Annotated in this window: 14 protein-coding genes and 2 pseudogenes; 13 read left to right on the plus strand and 3 right to left on the minus strand. The window is 65.4% G+C overall.

The annotated features are described in order from the left end of the window. Positions 1–29 precede the first annotated feature (29 nt). The 4 genes and pseudogenes from gcvT to MFF55_RS05875 all read left to right on the plus strand — a co-directional run. The gene (gcvT, locus tag MFF55_RS05860) at positions 30–1,175 is read left to right on the plus strand and encodes a glycine cleavage system aminomethyltransferase GcvT (RefSeq protein WP_238243152.1); all 1,146 of its coding nucleotides are present in this window, start codon (positions 30–32) and stop codon (positions 1,173–1,175) included. 27 nt (positions 1,176–1,202) lie between these two features. Next, positions 1,203–1,565 (plus strand): glycine cleavage system protein GcvH, encoded by a 363-nt coding sequence (gene gcvH / locus MFF55_RS05865; protein WP_238243153.1) that lies wholly within the window; start codon positions 1,203–1,205, stop codon positions 1,563–1,565. Between the two features lie 39 nt (positions 1,566–1,604). Then, complete coding sequence (gene gcvP, locus MFF55_RS05870) at positions 1,605–4,451, plus strand: aminomethyl-transferring glycine dehydrogenase (protein WP_238243154.1); 2,847 nt, start codon at positions 1,605–1,607, stop codon at positions 4,449–4,451. Between the two features lie 30 nt (positions 4,452–4,481). Then, positions 4,482–4,613 (plus strand): annotated as a pseudogene (locus MFF55_RS05875) (IS3 family transposase); the annotation flags it as partial. A 14-nt stretch (positions 4,614–4,627) separates the two neighbouring features. On the opposite strand, the gene MFF55_RS05880 reads toward MFF55_RS05875, so the two are convergent. Further along, positions 4,628–5,020: a DUF4149 domain-containing protein gene (locus MFF55_RS05880; RefSeq protein ID WP_238243155.1), complete on the minus strand. Its 393-nt coding sequence runs from the start codon at positions 5,018–5,020 to the stop codon at positions 4,628–4,630. 601 nt (positions 5,021–5,621) lie between these two features. Beyond that, positions 5,622–6,014: a cell wall hydrolase gene (locus MFF55_RS05885; protein ID WP_373874729.1), complete on the minus strand. Its 393-nt coding sequence runs from the start codon at positions 6,012–6,014 to the stop codon at positions 5,622–5,624. A gap of 951 nt (positions 6,015–6,965) precedes the next feature. On the opposite strand from MFF55_RS05885, the gene MFF55_RS05890 reads away from it, so the two are divergent. The 9 genes and pseudogenes from MFF55_RS05890 (at position 6,966) to MFF55_RS05925 (ending at position 15,277) form a co-directional block, all read left to right on the plus strand. Further along, on the plus strand, positions 6,966–7,931 hold the full coding sequence (locus MFF55_RS05890) for a hypothetical protein (protein ID WP_238243156.1): 966 nt from the start codon (positions 6,966–6,968) through the stop codon (positions 7,929–7,931). Positions 7,932–7,980: 49 nt separating this feature from the next. After that, positions 7,981–8,229, plus strand: a complete 249-nt coding sequence (locus MFF55_RS05895) for an acyl carrier protein (protein WP_238243157.1) — start codon at positions 7,981–7,983, stop codon at positions 8,227–8,229. Between the two features lie 6 nt (positions 8,230–8,235). Beyond that, on the plus strand, positions 8,236–9,762 hold the full coding sequence (locus tag MFF55_RS05900) for an AMP-binding protein (RefSeq protein WP_238243158.1): 1,527 nt from the start codon (positions 8,236–8,238) through the stop codon (positions 9,760–9,762). Beyond that, the gene (locus tag MFF55_RS05905) at positions 9,755–11,068 is read left to right on the plus strand and encodes a type III PLP-dependent enzyme (RefSeq protein ID WP_238243159.1); all 1,314 of its coding nucleotides are present in this window, start codon (positions 9,755–9,757) and stop codon (positions 11,066–11,068) included. The genes MFF55_RS05900 and MFF55_RS05905 overlap by 8 nt, the downstream gene beginning before the upstream one ends. Positions 11,069–11,081: 13 nt before the next feature. Beyond that, positions 11,082–12,515 carry a lipopolysaccharide biosynthesis protein gene (locus tag MFF55_RS05910; RefSeq protein ID WP_238243160.1) on the plus strand — a complete coding sequence of 478 codons (1,434 nt, stop codon included), beginning with the start codon at positions 11,082–11,084 and terminating at the stop codon, positions 12,513–12,515. 593 nt (positions 12,516–13,108) lie between these two features. After that, positions 13,109–14,146, plus strand: coding sequence for a YihY/virulence factor BrkB family protein (locus MFF55_RS05915; RefSeq protein WP_238243161.1), 1,038 nt, complete (start codon positions 13,109–13,111; stop codon positions 14,144–14,146). 9 nt (positions 14,147–14,155) lie between these two features. Further along, a pseudogene (locus tag MFF55_RS26960) lies at positions 14,156–14,233 on the plus strand (DUF3606 domain-containing protein); the annotation flags it as partial. Positions 14,234–14,358: 125 nt separating this feature from the next. Further along, positions 14,359–14,601, plus strand: coding sequence for a hypothetical protein (locus MFF55_RS05920; protein ID WP_238243162.1), 243 nt, complete (start codon positions 14,359–14,361; stop codon positions 14,599–14,601). A 4-nt stretch (positions 14,602–14,605) separates the two neighbouring features. After that, entirely contained in the window at positions 14,606–15,277 is a 672-nt protein-coding gene (locus MFF55_RS05925; RefSeq protein ID WP_238243163.1) for a class I SAM-dependent methyltransferase, read from the plus strand. A 1,105-nt stretch (positions 15,278–16,382) separates the two neighbouring features. On the opposite strand, the gene MFF55_RS05930 is transcribed toward MFF55_RS05925, so the two are convergent. Next, positions 16,383–16,691, minus strand: a complete 309-nt coding sequence (locus MFF55_RS05930) for a hypothetical protein (protein ID WP_238243164.1) — start codon at positions 16,689–16,691, stop codon at positions 16,383–16,385. Positions 16,692–16,903 lie beyond the last annotated feature (212 nt).

The following is a 16,903-nucleotide window of genomic DNA, read 5'->3' on the forward strand; positions in this document are numbered from 1 at the left end:
TCGGTGGCACGCTGTCGTGGAGTGACCTGATGCCGAGCGAGACTGCCCGCCCCCAAAACGCGCGCACGCCCCTCCACGCCTTGCACCTGCGCCTAGGCGCGCGGATGGTGCCCTTCGCCGGGTACGAGCTGCCTCTGCATTACCCGCAGGGTCTCCTCGCCGAGCACCTCCACACCCGCCACAGCGCCGGGCTGTTCGACGTGTCCCACATGGGCCAGATCGTTCTGACCCCGCGCTCGGGTCGGATCGAGAACGCAGCGCGTGCCCTTGAGGCTCTGATGCCCGTTGATGTCCTAGGGCTCGCACCAGGCCGGCAGCGTTACGCCGTCCTCACCCATGACGACGGCGGCATCCGCGACGACCTCATGATCGCCCATCTCGGCGACCGATTGGCCCTCGTCGCGAACGCCGCAAACAAGGAGTCGGACGAGGCGCATCTGCGCGAACAGCTCTCCGATTCCTGCGACGTGTCGGTGCTGCGCCGCGCGCTCATTGCCCTCCAAGGACCGGCGTCCGATGCGGCGCTGCTTCGCCTCGTGCCCACCCTCGCCGGCATGCGCTTCATGGATGTGCGCGAGGTCGATCTGATGGGCGCGCCAGCGACCGTCACGCGCTCGGGCTACACCGGCGAGGACGGCTTCGAGATCTCGCTGCCCGAAGACGCGGCCGAAGCGGTCGCGGACGCCTTGCTGAGCGATGTGACCGTTCGACCGGTCGGACTTGGTGCCCGCGACTCGCTTCGCATGGAGGCGGGGCTCTGCCTGCACGGTGCCGACATCGACGAGACGACCTCCCCCATCGAGGCCGGCCTGACCTGGGCGATCCAGCCCGTCCGTCGCGCGGATGGCGAACGCAGCGGCGGATTTCCCGGCGCCGAGCGGATCCTGCGGGAGATCGCGGAGGGCCCGACGCGTCGCCGCGTAGGTCTGCGCCCCGAAGGCCGCGCCCCCGTCCGTGCGGGCGCCGCGCTCTTTCTCGGCGAGGCCGAAGCCGAGGCGGCAGGCCAAGTCACCTCGGGTGGGTTCGGCCCGAGCCTGCGCGCGCCGATCGCGATGGGCTACCTCCCCCTCAAGGCCGCGGAACCTGGCCGCAGGGTCTTCGCCGATCTGCGCGGCGAGCGCCTTCCTATCGCCGTCACTCCCCTCCCTTTCGTCCCTGCCGGGTTCAAGCGCTGATCCGGCCCACCCTACGAGGAGCGAACCATGCTGAGATTCACCGACGAGCACGAATGGCTGCGGGTCGAGGGCGACATCGCGACGGTCGGCATCACGAAGCACGCCGCCGAGCAACTCGGGGACCTCGTCTTCATCGAGCTGCCGAAGGTCGGGGCGACGCTGAAGAAGGGTGCGGCGGCCGCCGTCGTGGAGTCGGTGAAGGCTGCCTCGGACGTCTACGCGCCCGTCGATGGCGAGGTCACGGAGGTGAACGCCGCCGCCGTCGAGGACCCCACCATGGTCGGCGGCGATCCGCAGGGCGCCGGTTGGCTCTACCGCATCCGTCTCGATGACACCTCCGCCTTGGACGGGCTGATGGATGAGGCCGCCTACGCCAGTTTTGCGAAATAGCGGCGCGTTCAGGCGGATCACCGGACAGCGAGGACGTCCATGACGATTGACAAGTACGATCCCTACGACTTCGCCAACCGCCGCCATATTGGCCCGACCACGGCCGAGATCGGCGCGATGCTGAACGTGGTCGGTGCGCCGACCCTGCAAGCGCTTGTCGACGAGACCCTGCCGACAAACATTCGCCAGGCGGACGACATAGAGTTTGGACCGCCGCTAACCGAGCGCCGGGTGATTGAGCGGATGCGGGAGACGGCCGACAAGAACCGGCTCCTCGTTTCGCTGATCGGCCAGGGCTACCACGGCACCACGATGCCACCAATCATCCAGCGCAACATCTTCGAGAACCCGGCCTGGTACACGGCCTACTCGCCCTATCAGCCTGAGATCAGCCAGGGGCGGCTCGAGGCGCTGCTCAACTTCCAGACGCTCGTCTGCGACCTGACGGGCCTCGGAGTCGCCAATGCCTCGCTCCTCGACGAGGCGACTGCCGCGGCCGAGGCGATGGGGATGGCCAAGCGCATTGCCGGCAACGACGCCGAGACCTTCTTCGTCGACCGGGACTGCCTGCCCCAGACGATCGCGGTGCTGCGGACCCGGGCGGCGCCGCTCGGCTGGCGCGTCGTCGTCGGCGATCCCTTCACGGACCTCGACCCGACAGCCGTGTTCGGTGCCCTGTTCCAGTACCCCGGCGTCGGCGGTGCCATCCACGACTTCTCCGGCCCGATTGCAGCGTTGCACGAGTCCGGCGCGGTCGCCGTGATGGCGGCCGATCCCCTGGCTTTGACGCTGCTGAAACCGCCCGGTGAGATGGGGGCGGACATCGCGGTCGGCTCGATGCAGCGTTATGGCGTGCCGATGGGCTATGGCGGTCCGCACGCCGCCTACATGGCAACCCGGGAGGCCCACAAGCGCACCCTACCGGGTCGGCTCGTAGGTGTCTCGATCGACGCCCGCGGCAACCGCGCCTACCGCCTCGCCCTTCAGACTCGCGAACAGCATATCCGCCGCGAGAAGGCGACCTCGAACATCTGCACAAGCCAGGTCCTGCTGGCGGTGATTGCCTCGATGTACGCCGTGTTCCACGGGCCGCGCGGCTTGAGGGCGGTCGCGGGTCGCGTCCATCGCGACGCGGTCCGCCTCGCCGATGGCTTGTCTGGCCTCGGCTTCGACGTCGGCCCAAAAGCCTTCTTCGACACGATCACCGTGGAGGTCGGCCCGTTCCAGGGCGTGATCCTCGCCAACGCCGTGGCGAACGGGGTCAACCTGCGTAAAGTCGGCACCGACTGCATCGGCATCACCGTAGACGAGCGTACGAGGCCGGACATCCTTCAGGCCGTATGGCGCGCCTTTGGCGGCGATCACATCGCCTACGACGAGGCTTGGCCCGAGCCGCGCCTGCCGGCGGATCTGGTTCGGACCTCCGACTTCCTCACCCACCCGATCTTCCACCTGAACCGAGCCGAGAGCGAGATGACGCGCTACATGCGCCGCCTCGCCGACCGCGACCTGGCGCTGGACCGCGCCATGATCCCGCTCGGCTCCTGCACGATGAAGCTCAACGCCACCGCCGAGATGCTGCCGATCTCATGGCCGGAGTTCTCGGAGGTTCACCCTTTCGTGCCGGAGGACCAAGCCGCCGGCTATCGCGAGCTCATCGACGACCTCAGCCGGAAACTTTGCGAGATCACCGGCTACGACGCGATCTCGATGCAGCCAAACTCTGGCGCGCAAGGGGAATATGCGGGGCTGCTCGCGATCCGCGCCTATCACCTTTCGTGGGGTGACGGCCATCGTGACGTCTGCCTGATTCCCTCCTCGGCCCACGGCACTAATCCGGCCTCCGCCCAGATGTGCGGCATGCGCGTGGTCGTCGTCGGCGCCGACCCGGAGGGAAATGTCGATCTCGACGATCTCCGCGCCAAGGCGGAGCAGCACGCGGACCGGCTCTCGGCCTGCATGATCACCTATCCCTCGACGCACGGCGTCTTCGAGGAGCGCGTCCGCGAAATCTGCGACATCGTCCACGCCCATGGTGGCCAAGTCTACCTCGACGGCGCCAACCTCAACGCCCTGGTCGGTCTGGCCCGGCCCGGCGACATCGGTGCGGATGTCAGCCACCTCAACCTGCACAAGACCTTCTGCATTCCGCACGGTGGTGGAGGCCCGGGCATGGGGCCGATCGGCGTCAAGGCGCACCTGATCCCGTTCCTGCCCAGTGATCCGCGAATGGGCGAGGAAGGCGCGGTCTCGGCCGCTCCCTACGGCTCAGCCTCGATCCTGCCGATCTCCTGGAGCTACTGCCTGCTCATGGGCGGGCGCGGACTGACCCAGGCGACGCGGGTGGCGATTCTGAACGCGAACTACATCGCCAAGCGGCTCGAGGGCGCCTATCCGGTGCTCTATGCGGGCAAGAACGGCCGCGTTGCGCATGAATGCATCATCGACGTGCGCCCGTTCCAGAAGAGCGCCGGCATCAGCGTCGACGACATCGCCAAGCGCCTGATCGATTGCGGCTTCCACCCGCCCACGATGAGCTGGCCCGTCGCCGGCACCCTGATGATCGAGCCGACGGAATCCGAGACGAAGGGCGAGATCGACCGCTTCTGTGACGCCATGTTGGGCATCCGCGAGGAGATCCGCGCCGTCGAGGAGAGTCGGGTCGACCGCCAGAACAACCCGCTGAAGCACGCACCCCACACGGTCCAGGACCTCGTCGGTCCGTGGGAACGGCCCTACTCTCGCGAGGCGGCCTGCTTCCCCGTGGGAGCGCGCGGCATGGACAAGTACTGGCCCCCGGTAAACCGCGTCGACAACGCCTACGGCGACCGCAACCTGATCTGCTCCTGCCCACCGCCGGAAGCGTTCGGGGAGGCGGCGGAATAGGCAACCTGCGCGCTGCCAACCTCAGCAATTGTGTTGCTTCTTTCACGCCGTGAGGGCTGGCGGGTAAATCGGAGGAGGGTTCACCGTCTTCAGCGGAACGAAGGCCTAAGCCTGAGGCTCAAGCGCCCGCGTCGGCACGTCAGCGGCGCGGAGCGCCGGCGGTGATCCAAGATGCCTCACGACAGTCTGACGATCACTGCGGCTGACCCGGCAATGTGGGCCAGGGTCACGAGGACAGAGCCTGTGTGGAGAATACTGAAGCGTGCGCGATTTCCCGTATCGGTTGCGGCGTTGATCGCTGGCATCAAGAGCTGTCGCGCGAGGAGAGCTGTAACGGCGATGAGACCCAGTATGAGCGAGGACGTTGTGTCGAGACCAACCGTCAATGCGGCGGCGCCAAGAGCGCACAGAATGACGAAGATATAGAAGTGCGGGAAGGCGCGGCGCAGGAGAGGTCCTGCTACCTCGGCCGGTAGCGCGCTGAACAGGAAGGAGGCAAACCCGAACGAATACAGCACCATCCCGCCAAACAGCAGGGCCGACAGGAGGATAGCTACCTGCGTGAGCATCGTTTCAAACCCCAATGTGGTTGAAGCGTCAATTTAACATTCTCCTTGCCCATCCTGAGGATACTTCTGCCTTGCCTCACGAGGAACCCAGGCTCGCTCGATGCCCTGACCGTTGGCACACCAAGCTTGGCGCAGTCTCAACGGTTGATAGAACGTGATCAGCACGGCATCCTCGAGCAGGGCCGAGGCCTTGTGGCTCCACCAGTGTCGGACGCAAACCATCATCAACCCATCTCAACTGCCGCCGTCTACACTCCATGGTGGCGTCCGGCCCGAGCGACAGGAGTGATCGCACATCGTGCGCGGCCCAACCCTTGCGGATCGGCCGAGGGAGCATGAGAGGGAGCGGCAACGTGCATCGATTGGAGACAATTCTGGCTCGCTTCGACGCAGGCGCAAACCGGACAGAGTGGACGCTCGTCGCATTCGGGTTCTTCGGGCTTGCGGCGTCTGCGACCCTGATCAGCCTGAGCTGACCGGCATCTTCCAGCCCGTGCGTGTTGGAAAAGCGTTCGGAGCGCATCAGGCTTCGTCGAGAACACGAATAGCTTGAGGCGAGCGTTCAGCGACCACGCGCTCAGCGTTCGAACCTGATCAGCAATCAAGGCGGCGGGCTGAGTGGTAGAACGATCGGCGCTGAGGCCCTTGGCTCGACAGGGTCTGGCTTACGCTTCTCGTAGAAGGCATTGCCGCCCGCCACCGCGACGTAGTGCATGTTCGGGTAGGAGAAGCGTCGGCCCGCCACATGGAAATGCATTGCTTTGCCCACCTTCGGGTGGCGCTCACCGGCCAGCACCGCGTCGGCCGCGTCGGCGACCTTCTGGAGGTCCTTCTCCTGCATCGGCTTGGTGAGCACGCCGGACGCGAATTGGCCGGGTTGACCAACGACCTCGCAGATGCCGCTTGGCAGGACTGCGGCCTCCAGCCGGTTCATGACCACCGTGCCCACGGCGAGAAGCCCCTCCGCGTCGCTTCGGTTCGATTCAAAGTACATGGCACGACCTAGGCAATCGCGCTCAGCATCACTGACGGTCATGGCCGGCTTGCGATCCGTGATTGAGCCTGTGACCACGGGTGTGGTGCTGTGACACGCAGCGAGAGTACTGCCGACAGCCAAGACGGCCAAAGTGGATAACGTCCGTGCTGCCTTGCTGCTACGCATTCACTATCACTCCGCGCTGACCCAGCGCGACCCTTTCTGCCGTCGTGCAGCCGACAAGCCTCGCGCCGCCTCAATCTTGAGTGCAGCTTCGAGGCGCAGATGTGGCAAGGATAACTGCGAGAGATTGACGTTCCGAAGCGGACCGGTGGAACCGCACCGACTTACAGGCGCCCACACGCGCCGCCACGATAGCGCAGAAGACTTGGACGGACGAGCGGCGCACCTCGAGGTGGATGGCCTGCCTGAAGGTAGGACGCGCAGGCATACGCCAGTCGGATCGCCGATCAGCGTAGGCCTGCTGTTCTCGACTGCCGTGGTGAAACAGGTCCTTCTCGGCCTCTTAGAATGTCCGCTTCCTGGCATCCGAACGAGCCAAATACATATGACCTTGAAGCGTAGAATCGCGGCGGCCTACTTCCGGGCAGGCGCGCCGCGATGGAGCCGTTCCGCGAAAAGTCTAAGCTGAACGCATGACCGTGCAGAGGCACCGGTACGGGTTAGCGCTTTCGAACGACTGCGCGAGGTTCCACTTGGTTCATCAGCAGCCAATAACTGTGGTGAGTGTTTTCAAACGCGAAAGCGAGAGGCCAAGCGCGTCGAAGCGGCCGCTCGTAGATCGTTGATGTGGCAGGCCTCTCACACCTTAGACCCCGTTTCCTAACGTTCTTGCCAGCCGACTGACGAGGATCATGACGGCGGCCAAGAACGTTAGAAAAAGGGGTCTTATGTGGAACCCTCAAATTTACCAAAACATCAGGCGGCAACTAGACGTTCAAGCTAAGCTTGGGCATCATGTTTCGATCGGATCAACGAAGTCATGATCGTGGCTGTTGTCAGCATCCGGCGATCGAGCGCACCATGTCGGGAAGTAGTTCAATCTGCGGGGAGCGGCAGGGGATAGTTTCCATCGACGCGTGCAATGCGACGGATGCGCTTCGGGTCCTTGAGCGGGGCTTCCCAAATCTGGATACCGCCTTCTGGCAGAAGGGACTTGTGCGTTGGAACAGTCTCGTTGATGCGCGTAAGAACGATCTGTACTTAGACGGCCATATCTTCCAGATCTTTGGTAAGGATGTTGGGGTCTTGCTGACGTTCAAGAGCGATCGAATTCGGTCGGACGGTACACGTTATCAGATGATCAACCTGTCCAGCTGGTATATCGATGTGGCGTACCGCTGGAGAGCCCCCATGATGCTTCGAAGCGTCGTGCGTGATGAGCGCTCCGTCTTCACGGACCTGACCCCTTCACCCGAAGTCGACCGTATCAACGTCGCCGTCGGATTTCGCGATTGGAGCGACGGCATGCTCATCGCTGCGGCCGTCCCTTGGGCCGCGAAGCGATCGCCCAACGAGGTGAGGCTGGTCGAACTCGATGATCCGCGAGCCCGCGATCTCGGGGCGCAAGAGCGTGAGATGCTTGCCCGGCACCGTGCCGTCGGTTGCCTCGCCGCAATCCTGTGCCAGCCGCATGGTGTCGCTGCGCTGCTGTTTCGGCTCATCCGAAGAAGAGGGATTGTCTTCGCTCAGCTGCTCTATGCAGAGAGCCGGCGGATGGTCATCGAGCACTTACCGGCCGTCATGCGCTTTCTCCTGGCTCGCGGGGTCCTCCTGCTCTCGATCGACGCGACGAGAGCACAGTGTCCGTCAGGAACGTTCTTCCGGCCCGGCCGGAGGCGCTTCTGCAAGGGGCCGATCGATCCCGACCGATTGGATTATGCCTGTTCCGAGCTCGTTGCTTTTGGCATTTAGCGCCGAAGGCCGACTGAAGCGGTACACACTTTCTATTCCGGGCGGGGACATGGACGACATTCGGCAGAAGATCATTGGTTACATGGCTGGCCGCGTTCCCGAGGCGCTCACCTCCACGCTCTCCGATCACACGCCGTTGCTGACGAGCGGTGTCCTGGATTCGATCGGTGTGCTCGAGCTGATGATGCATCTCGAGACATCCTTCAACATCCCGATCGATGACATGGATTTCGACGCCGAGAACCTGGAGACGATCGGTTCGCTGGTGCAGTTCGTCGAACGCAAGCTGGCGCACTGACCGGCGATGTACCTCCTGCATCACTTGCTGGATCCGCGTCCGGATGATGCGACACAGGTGGCCGTCGTCGAGGGGGAGAACGAGGCCTCGTTCGCAGCGCTCCGCTCGGCGGCCGTCGCCTACGCGGCGCGTCTCCGGGGAGGGGGGATTCAGCGGGGTGACCGGATCGGAATTCTGCTTCCGAAGGGTCGCGAGGAATGCGCCGCGATCTTCGGAGTGAGCTACGCCGACGGCGTGTTCGTGCCGATCAATCCTCTGCTCAAGCCCGCCCAGATCCGTCACATCCTGGCCGATTGCGGTGCGCGAGTCCTCATCACCGCGCAGGCGATGCTGGAGGGGCTCGCGGATCATCTTGCAGGCCTCGACCTGCAAACGCTGGTCGTTCCAAGCCAGGATGTCGGGTCGAACGAGCATGCTCGCGCCGCGCCCTCTGCGAGCATCGGCGAGGATCTCGCGGCCATCCTCTACACTTCCGGATCGACCGGAAACCCGAAGGGCGTGATGCTCAGCCATCGCAACCTGCTTGCGGGGGCCCGGATTGTCGCGAAGTATCTCGAGCTCAAGAGCAGCGACCGCATCCTGTCGCTCCTGCCGTTCAGTTTCGATTACGGACTGAACCAGCTCCTCACCGCGGTCCAAGTGCGCGCGGCGATCGTTCTCCAATCCTTCCGGCTGGGCAACGACATCGTGGATGCCCTCAGCCGGCACCGGATCACTGGGCTTGCCGGCGTTCCAACTATCTGGACCATCCTTGCGCGCACCGCTCCCAAGCTCGCGACGACGCCGCTGCCGCACCTTCGCTACGTGACGAATTCCGGCGGGGCGCTGCCGACGGACACGGTCCGGCGCCTGCGCGAGCGCCTGCCGCAGGCCCGGATCTATCTCATGTACGGGCTGACCGAGGCGTTCCGCTCGACCTACCTTCCGCCCGATGAGATCGATCGCCGCCCGACCTCCATCGGCAAGGCCATTCCGGAATGCGAGGTGTTCGCCGTCTCGCCCGACGGTCGCCGGACGCGGCCCGGCGAGCCCGGCATCCTCGTTCATCGCGGCCCAACCGTCTCGCTGGGCTATTGGCGGAACCCCACTGAGACCGCGAAGGTCCTGAGGCAGAACCCGCTTCGACCGGCAGAGGAGGGCATCGAGACCGTCTGCTACTCGGGCGATCTCGTGGTCGAGGACGAAGACGGCTTCTTCACCTTCGTCGGTAGGTCCGACGCGATGATCAAGTCGTCCGGCTACCGGATCAGCCCGTCCGAGGTCGAGGACGCGCTGATGGCGACGCGCGCCTTCCGTCAGATCGCGGTCATCGGGCTGCCGGACGATCTGCTCGGGCAGCGTGTGCACGCCGTCGCCGTCCCCGGACCTGAGCCGGTCGACGTGGCGGCCATCCTGCGCGGAGCGGCCCGGCAGCTCGCCCCCTACATGGTCCCGCGCATGATCGAGCTGGTACCGGACCTGCCCACGACGCCCAACGGGAAGGTCGACTACAAGCGCCTGGTTCACGACAGAGGCACCGGCGTCGATGGCTGATGACGGGCGCCACGGTCTTGCGGGTCTTGCCGTCTCCCTGTTCACGGTCGAGGGTGACGCTCTCGTCGTCGGCGGCGTTCCGGTGTCGCAGCTTGCAGAAACCTACGATACGCCGCTCTTCGTCTACGATGCCGCCGGGCTGCGCCGCGGCTACCGGGCGCTCGTCGAGGCCGTCTTAGGCCTCGCGGAGGTGTTCTACTCGATCAAGGCCAACCCGAACCCGGCCATCGTGCGCGTCTTCGTCGAGGAGGGCGCCGGCCTGGAGATCGCATCCGCGGCCGAGTACGAGGTGGCGCGCGGGGCTGGCGCCCGATCCGACCGCATCCTGTTCGCCGGCCCCGGCAAGCGGGCGGATGAGCTTCGCCACGTCGTTGATCACGGCATCGGCGAGATCCATATCGAAAGCTTCGGGGAGATCGAGCACCTGGCAGCGATCGGCTGCGCGCTGTCCGCGACCATCCCCGTCGCCATCCGGATCAACCCGTCCGCGGCGGCGCAGGGCGGGGCGATGCGCATGGGCGGCAAGCCGTCACCCTTCGGCTTCGACGAGGAGGAGATCGATTCCGTCCTCGCGGCCATCGCGGCGCAGCCGCGGCTGGACTTGCGCGGAATTCATCTCTTCGCCGGCACGCAGATCCTCGACGCCGAGGTTCTGGCGAGCCAGTGGGGATACGGACTGCAACTGGCTGGCCGGGTCGCGCGCCGGCTCGGAAGACCGCTGGCGACGATCGATCTCGGCGGCGGGCTCGGCATCCCCTATTTCGCGGGCGAAACCGCGCTGGATCTCGGGCGATTGCGGGAGCGGGTCGGCGACCTGATCGCTCTCGTGCGCGACGAGCCGCTCATCCGCGACGCGCGGATCATGATCGAACCCGGCCGCTTCCTAGCGGGGCCGGCTGGGATCTACGTTGCCCGCGTCCTTGCGGTGAAGGCCTCGCGCGGCACGCGCTTCCTCGTCACCGACGGGGGGATGCACCATCACCTTGCGGCGTCAGGGAATCTCGGACAGGTGATCAAGCGGGATTATCCGATTGTCGCGGCGACGGGCCTGAGCCGTCCCATCCAGCGCGCCACTCTGGTCGGCCCGCTCTGCACCCCGCTCGACACGCTGGCGCGGCAGGCGGAGCTTCCCGATCTTCGTCCCGGCGAGTTGGTCGCGATCCTGCAATCGGGCGCCTATGGGCTGACCGCTAGCCCCGTCGGCTTCCTCAGCCATCCAACGCCGGCGGAGCTGATCGTGGACGGTGGTGAAGCCTCGCTGATCCGGCGGCGAGGAACCTTCGCGGCGCCGATTGCCCTTCCTTGAGGAGGGCCAAGCGATGCTGCTGCGCAAGACCCTGCTGTACCTGCCCTCCAACGCGCTCGGGCCGCTGATCCAGCTCGGCACGATCCTGGTCTGGACCTTTTGGCTATCGCCGGCCGATCTCGGGATCTACGCCCTCGTCACGGCGCTGCAGGACCTCGTCCACTTGGCGAGCGTGACGTGGTGGTCGCAATACGTGCTGCGCTACCTCGGAATCCGTGGCGAGGAGACCCGCCGCATCCAGGATCGCACGGAACTCGCCGTGCTCGCCGTCATGGGCGTGGCGCAGGCCGCGATCGTGCCGGGCCTGATCCTTCTTGCGGTCACGGGCACGGTCGATGCCCTGCTCCTCGCGAGCATCACGGGCGCCAGCGTGGCGCGCAGCATCGTGGTTCACTGGGGCGTCCGTGCCCGGGCGGAGCAGCGCATCGGGATCAATGGTCTCGCCCAGACGCTCGCACCGGCGCTGAGCCTCGTCTTCGCGCTGCTCCTGTTCCACGCCTTCGCGCCGAGCCTTACTGTCATCTTCGCCGGCATGGCCCTCGGCCACCTGGTGGTCGCGGCCCTGATCCTGCGTCCGCTGGGCCTCGTGCCCGTGACGCCGCATCTCGATCGCGAGATCCTGCACACGGGGCTGAGATACGGCACCCTCGCCACCCTCGGCGCCGTCTTCGCCTGGGTGTCGATGCAGAGCGTGCGCTTCACAACCGACGTGATCCTCGGAACCGCCGCCGTCGGCCTGATGACGGTCGGCTGGGGGATCGGCCAGCGGATCGCAACGCAGATCGCGGTCATCGCGACGGCAGCGATCTTTCCGCATGCCATCGCCCGCGCCAGGGAGGAGGGGGCGATGGCAGGGTTCAACCAGCTCGCCGCCGCCGGCCCGATCCTGATCGCCGCGCTCCTGCCGGCGACCGTCGGGGGAATGCTGGTGGCCGCTCCCCTCGCCGACCTCCTGACCGCTGGCCCGTACCGCGAGGCGACCGCGACCATCCTGCCCTACGCCATGCTGGCGGGCGCCTTCCGCGTGTTTCGCCACCACTACCTGGACGAAGTCCTGCAACTCGCGGAACGCCCCGACATCATGACGAAGCTCGATGCCTTCGAGGCGGTCGCCACGGTGATCCTCTGCGTGCTCGGCACGCTCTTGTACGGCATGATGGGAGGCGCCGCCGGCTGCCTCGCCGCCTCGGCGGTCACCACCGTGATCGCGATCTTCGCGATGCCGCCCCAGGCCGACGTCCGGCTGTCGGCCCGCCAGATCGGCCCGAGCGTAATGGCAACGGCGGCGATGGCCGCTATCGTCATCGCCATGCCGGAACCGCGCCATCTCGCCGAGCTCACCGCCTCGATCGCCGCCGGCTCCGCGACCTACGCCCTGACGCTAGCCGCCCTCGAACGGCGACGCCTGCGCGCCTGGCTGTCGACCTCTTCGGTGTCCGCTTCCTGACGCATCATCACGCACGAAACCGCGAGAGTTGCTGAACGCAGGAGTTCACCGACCGCACGGGTTCCTGCTGCAAGGCCATGCCGGCGGGGCCAAGATACCCTGTCACGAGGTCGGAGGGCGGTCGCCAACACCGACTTTGAGAGGGCACCCGCCTGAATCTGAATCGCCTGACGAGCGAAGCTGGTTATGACGAACCTCAGCAGATCGCCAATGACCGGGTGGTCAGAAACGAAGCTTCAGTGTCGGCGAGGACGCCTTGAAGCGCAGCGACGCCCTGGCTTTAGGTCAGGCTGGGCTTTGGCTTCTACGCAATCTGCGCCAGCGTGAGCGCAGCCCTCGAGCCGACAGCGACAGGGCTGGCGAACGACGAGCAGGCGTGTCGTCAGAAGATCACGGGCATTCCTCGATCTCGGCACTCGCCCGGGCTGAGTATCGCGGGCAACCTCCCCGAGGAGTTGATTGTCGTGAAGCCGGTCGTTGGTTTCCTCGGTCGCCTACGCAGCGGCGGCCTTCCAGGGTGACGAAGCCTGCTGGTTCAAGAGACAGGACGGCGATAGTCTCGACGGCTTACGTTCTCCGGCGCGACGGGCCTCATGTCCCCAGACGAGGCAGACGGTGAAGATTGGCTCTCGGTCAGCACGCGCGCGCCCAATGCCGCAGCGATCGAAGCGGCCCAAGCACGCGCTGGCGAGGCCGGCCGGGGCCGTACCGCGGCGCAGCCCGCAGAGATCCCGGCCCGGGGTTGGCACGATATCCTGCGGCGTGTGTTCTGGGCCGTACCGCGCGATCGCGTCCTCTCCACGGCCGGCAGCGTCGCCTTCTTCACCCTCCTGTCGACGTTTCCCGGTCTGGCAACCATCGTGTCGGTTTATGGCTTGTTCTCAGATCCTGGCGTCATCAGCCATCAGCTCAACACGCTGTCAGGAGTGCTGCCGGACGGCGTCCTTGAACTCATCGCCGACCAGCTCCAACGCGTCGCCGATCAGGGCACCGGCCTGCTCAGCACCGCGTCGCTGGTCAGCCTCGTCATCGCATTCTGGAGCGCCAACTCGGGCGTGAGCGCGCTCTTCGATGCGCTCAACGTGATCTACAAGGAGCGGGAGAAGCGCAACTTGATGCGCTTTTACGCGACGACCCTTCTGTTCACGGTCAGCGGCGCCCTCATCGCGGTCGCCGCTATCGGTATGGTGGTGGGCCTGCCCATCGTCTTGAACCAGGTCGGCTTGGGTGCGCGCACCGACACCTTGCTGCGGATCCTGCGCTGGCCCGCCCTGCTTATCCTCGTGAGCCTCGGCCTGTCGTTAGTCTATCGGTATGGGCCGAGCCGCCAGGAGGCCAAGTGGCGGTGGGTGAGCTGGGGCAGCGTCGCTGCCGCGCTGGCCTGGGTCTGCGCCTCGGTGCTGTTCTCCTGGTACGTCGCGAGCTTCGACAGCTACAACCGCGTTTACGGTTCGCTCGGTGCGGGCGTCGGGTTCATGACTTGGATCTGGCTGTCGATCGTCATTGTGCTGCTCGGGGCGGAGTTGAACGCCGAGATGGAGCGACAGACGGCCTGCGACAGCACCATCGGTCGTCCAAAGCCCCTGGGCTCTCGTGAGGCGTTCGCGGCCGATACGGTTGGGCCACCGTAGGTCACGCAAGACCAGCTGGTTGCAGCCCACCGCAAGGTCGGCCGCATGACCAAGGACATCGCGGCTGAGTTGGGCAAAAAGCGTTGAGGGGACCCATGCCGCATCCTGCGTACCATCGCGGGGTCAAGCGCGGCCGGCCGCGATCTCGGCGTGCGGCATCGACGGCCCACTCGGCAAGCGAACTGAGAGTGGCTCCAGCCCGTTGAGCCGGCATGACCGAGCCCCATGCTGACACCGCCTCGCAGCTCACCGATGCGCGACGCCGCGAGATGGCGATTGAGCACCTGCTGTTTGGCACCATCCGCTTCGTCGCGCAGCGCCACCCTGAGCTTCTCGACGAGCTTGACGGCAGCCTCGACCACCTCTGGGACAAGGCGGACGGCGAGGAGCGCGACGACGAAGCCGTTCGCGAGGTTGCCCGTCGCTTCGTGAGAAGCCTGCGCGCTGGCAGCTGACGCCGTGAGGACGGACCAGGCGCCCTCGGTCGATCATCTGCCGGAGTTACCACGGGAGGCGTTCCGAAAGCATGACGCTTCGCCCGACCCGCTGTTCTACGCGGCTCCGCGCTTCGTCACGCATATCGACGACACCGCGATTGCTGCGGTCACAGACTTGTACCGCTACGTGCTGCCGCCCGGAGGTGCCCTCCTCGATCTGATGTCGAGCTGGGTCAGTCACCTGCCGGACGAGGTGGTCTATGCTGCCGTCATCGGTCACGGGCTGAACGCTCAGGAGCTTGCAGCCAACCCGCGTCTGACGGCCAGCTTCGTGCAGGACCTGAACATCGATCCGATGCTACCGCTCGAGACCGCCCGCATCGACGCGGTCACGATGTGTGTCTCGGTGCAGTACCTGCAGGATCCTGTGGCCGTGCTGCGCGAGGTGGCGCGCGTGCTGCGGCCTGGCGCACCCGTGATCATTACCTTCTCCAATCGATGCTTTCCGACGAAGGCCGTGGCGATCTGGTCGGCGCTTGATGGAGGGGATCGTGCCCGGCTTATTGGCCTCTACCTCCAGCACGCCGGGTTCACTGAGGTCGAAGGCCGCGTGCTGGTACCGGAGGGTGGTTCGAGTGATCCCCTGCACGCCATCATCGGCCGGACGGAAACTATTTCTGGGCTTGAGGAGTGAGGGCCGCTCCCTCGTCTGAGGCGCGCACTGTCGTCAGGATGGCTGTGACGAGATCGAAAATCGGTCGCAAGGTCGGCAGCGCTTCTCTCAAACCGCATGGTCGAGTTGGTGAGAATGGTCATTGCCGGAGGATCGTAGGTCCGACAACCCCACGCCGATCAGCCGCAGGTTGCGCCAGAGCGGATAGGCGCCGCGCAACAGACTGGCGCTGAGTTCGGCCAACCAAGCGCGATTCGCCACGCTTGGGCCGCCGCAGCGAAGGCGAACACGTCGAATCCTGACGTGATCGGACGGTTACTCTGCCAACAGGCAAGAAGGCTCAGAGGGCCTGCGTATCCACCGAAGACCGCCCACACGTACCGAGGCGTTGTTCCTCGACGATCCTCATGCCTCATGCCACGCCACAAAAGGGCGGACAGGGAAACGTTGAGGATGGTCGTCTCCGCAATCGGCGGATAGAGGCTGGCCAGGGTCACGGGGGCCTAGCGGTTGCTGAACGGCATCAGCGAGGATGGCCTGGACCGCCCCATTAGCCAACCCGCTATGATGCGGCTACGCGGCTGGCCACTCCGTCTACCTGGGGAGGTGGGGAGTGCGCCAGATCGACGATCGGCATCTCGTCCGCTGCCAAGCGGCTGCTCGACTCTACGATCGTCTGCCAAAGCGTCCGCTGTGATGCGTAAACACGGGCGTCGCGACGGGCCTGCCGAAGCACGATGCGGGCTGCAGTGCGTGCGTTGGATGCTCGCAGCTCGGATTTCGGACCACCGTCGCGAAGCGCTTTCCAGGCCAAGGCACGAAACCAATTCGCATTGGTGATCGCAATAGCGCGGCGCTCCACCAGACTAGCCGGCTCAACCTCGTTTGGTACAGTCGAAACGGACATTGCACTGCCCCTGGACTACGAGACCCTACTTGTCTCAAAGCGGGACAGAAATGGGTACTCGTATCCCTTCCGTGCAATAGAGGCACCACCGCTTCTGAAGGGTAGGGTGCTTCCTGGGTGAGGTACTGGCTGGGCTCAAAAAAGATCGCGTACGGAATGCATCCGCTAGCGAATGGCGCGGGGTCGATCCATACTTTAGCGCTGAAGGGGCAGCCTGCCTCAGGCTGCTTGCACGCCCTTGTTGCTGGCGTCTAGACTTCCCTCGGCCGCTCGGCCCAAACCGCTGTCTTGCTCCGCTTGCGCGGCGACCCCCCTGAGCGCGGCGACCATCGCGTCGGTCTGCTCATCAAGATCATCCCGGCTCTGCCAGTTGGCGCCACGTCGGCGTGCGATGAGAGCCGCAACCAGCGTCGCAAAGAAACTTCCTCCGAGAGGCGCCAAAAGAGCGCTCGAAATAGCGCCCAGAGGAGCTGTGGCCGCAGCTGTAACAAGACCACCGCCAATCGCGGCGAACACCAACGGGAACACGAGGACCTCCTCACACCCGTGCGGTGTGCCTGAAGATGAGTATCAAGCGTGAGGCTGCTGCTGGAGTTGTTTCCATGAGGTTAACCGGCGGACTCAGAATAATGTCAGACAGACAGGGATCATCTCGCTGCGCCGGCTCGTTTTCCCTCGCGTTCGCAGACCTGCAGCAACAACGGGTAGGCACATCGCTAACTCTTCTGCGCGGTGAAGGA

The organism is Methylobacterium iners, from assembly GCF_022179305.1.
Classification (GTDB): Bacteria; Pseudomonadota; Alphaproteobacteria; order Rhizobiales; family Beijerinckiaceae; genus Methylobacterium; species Methylobacterium iners.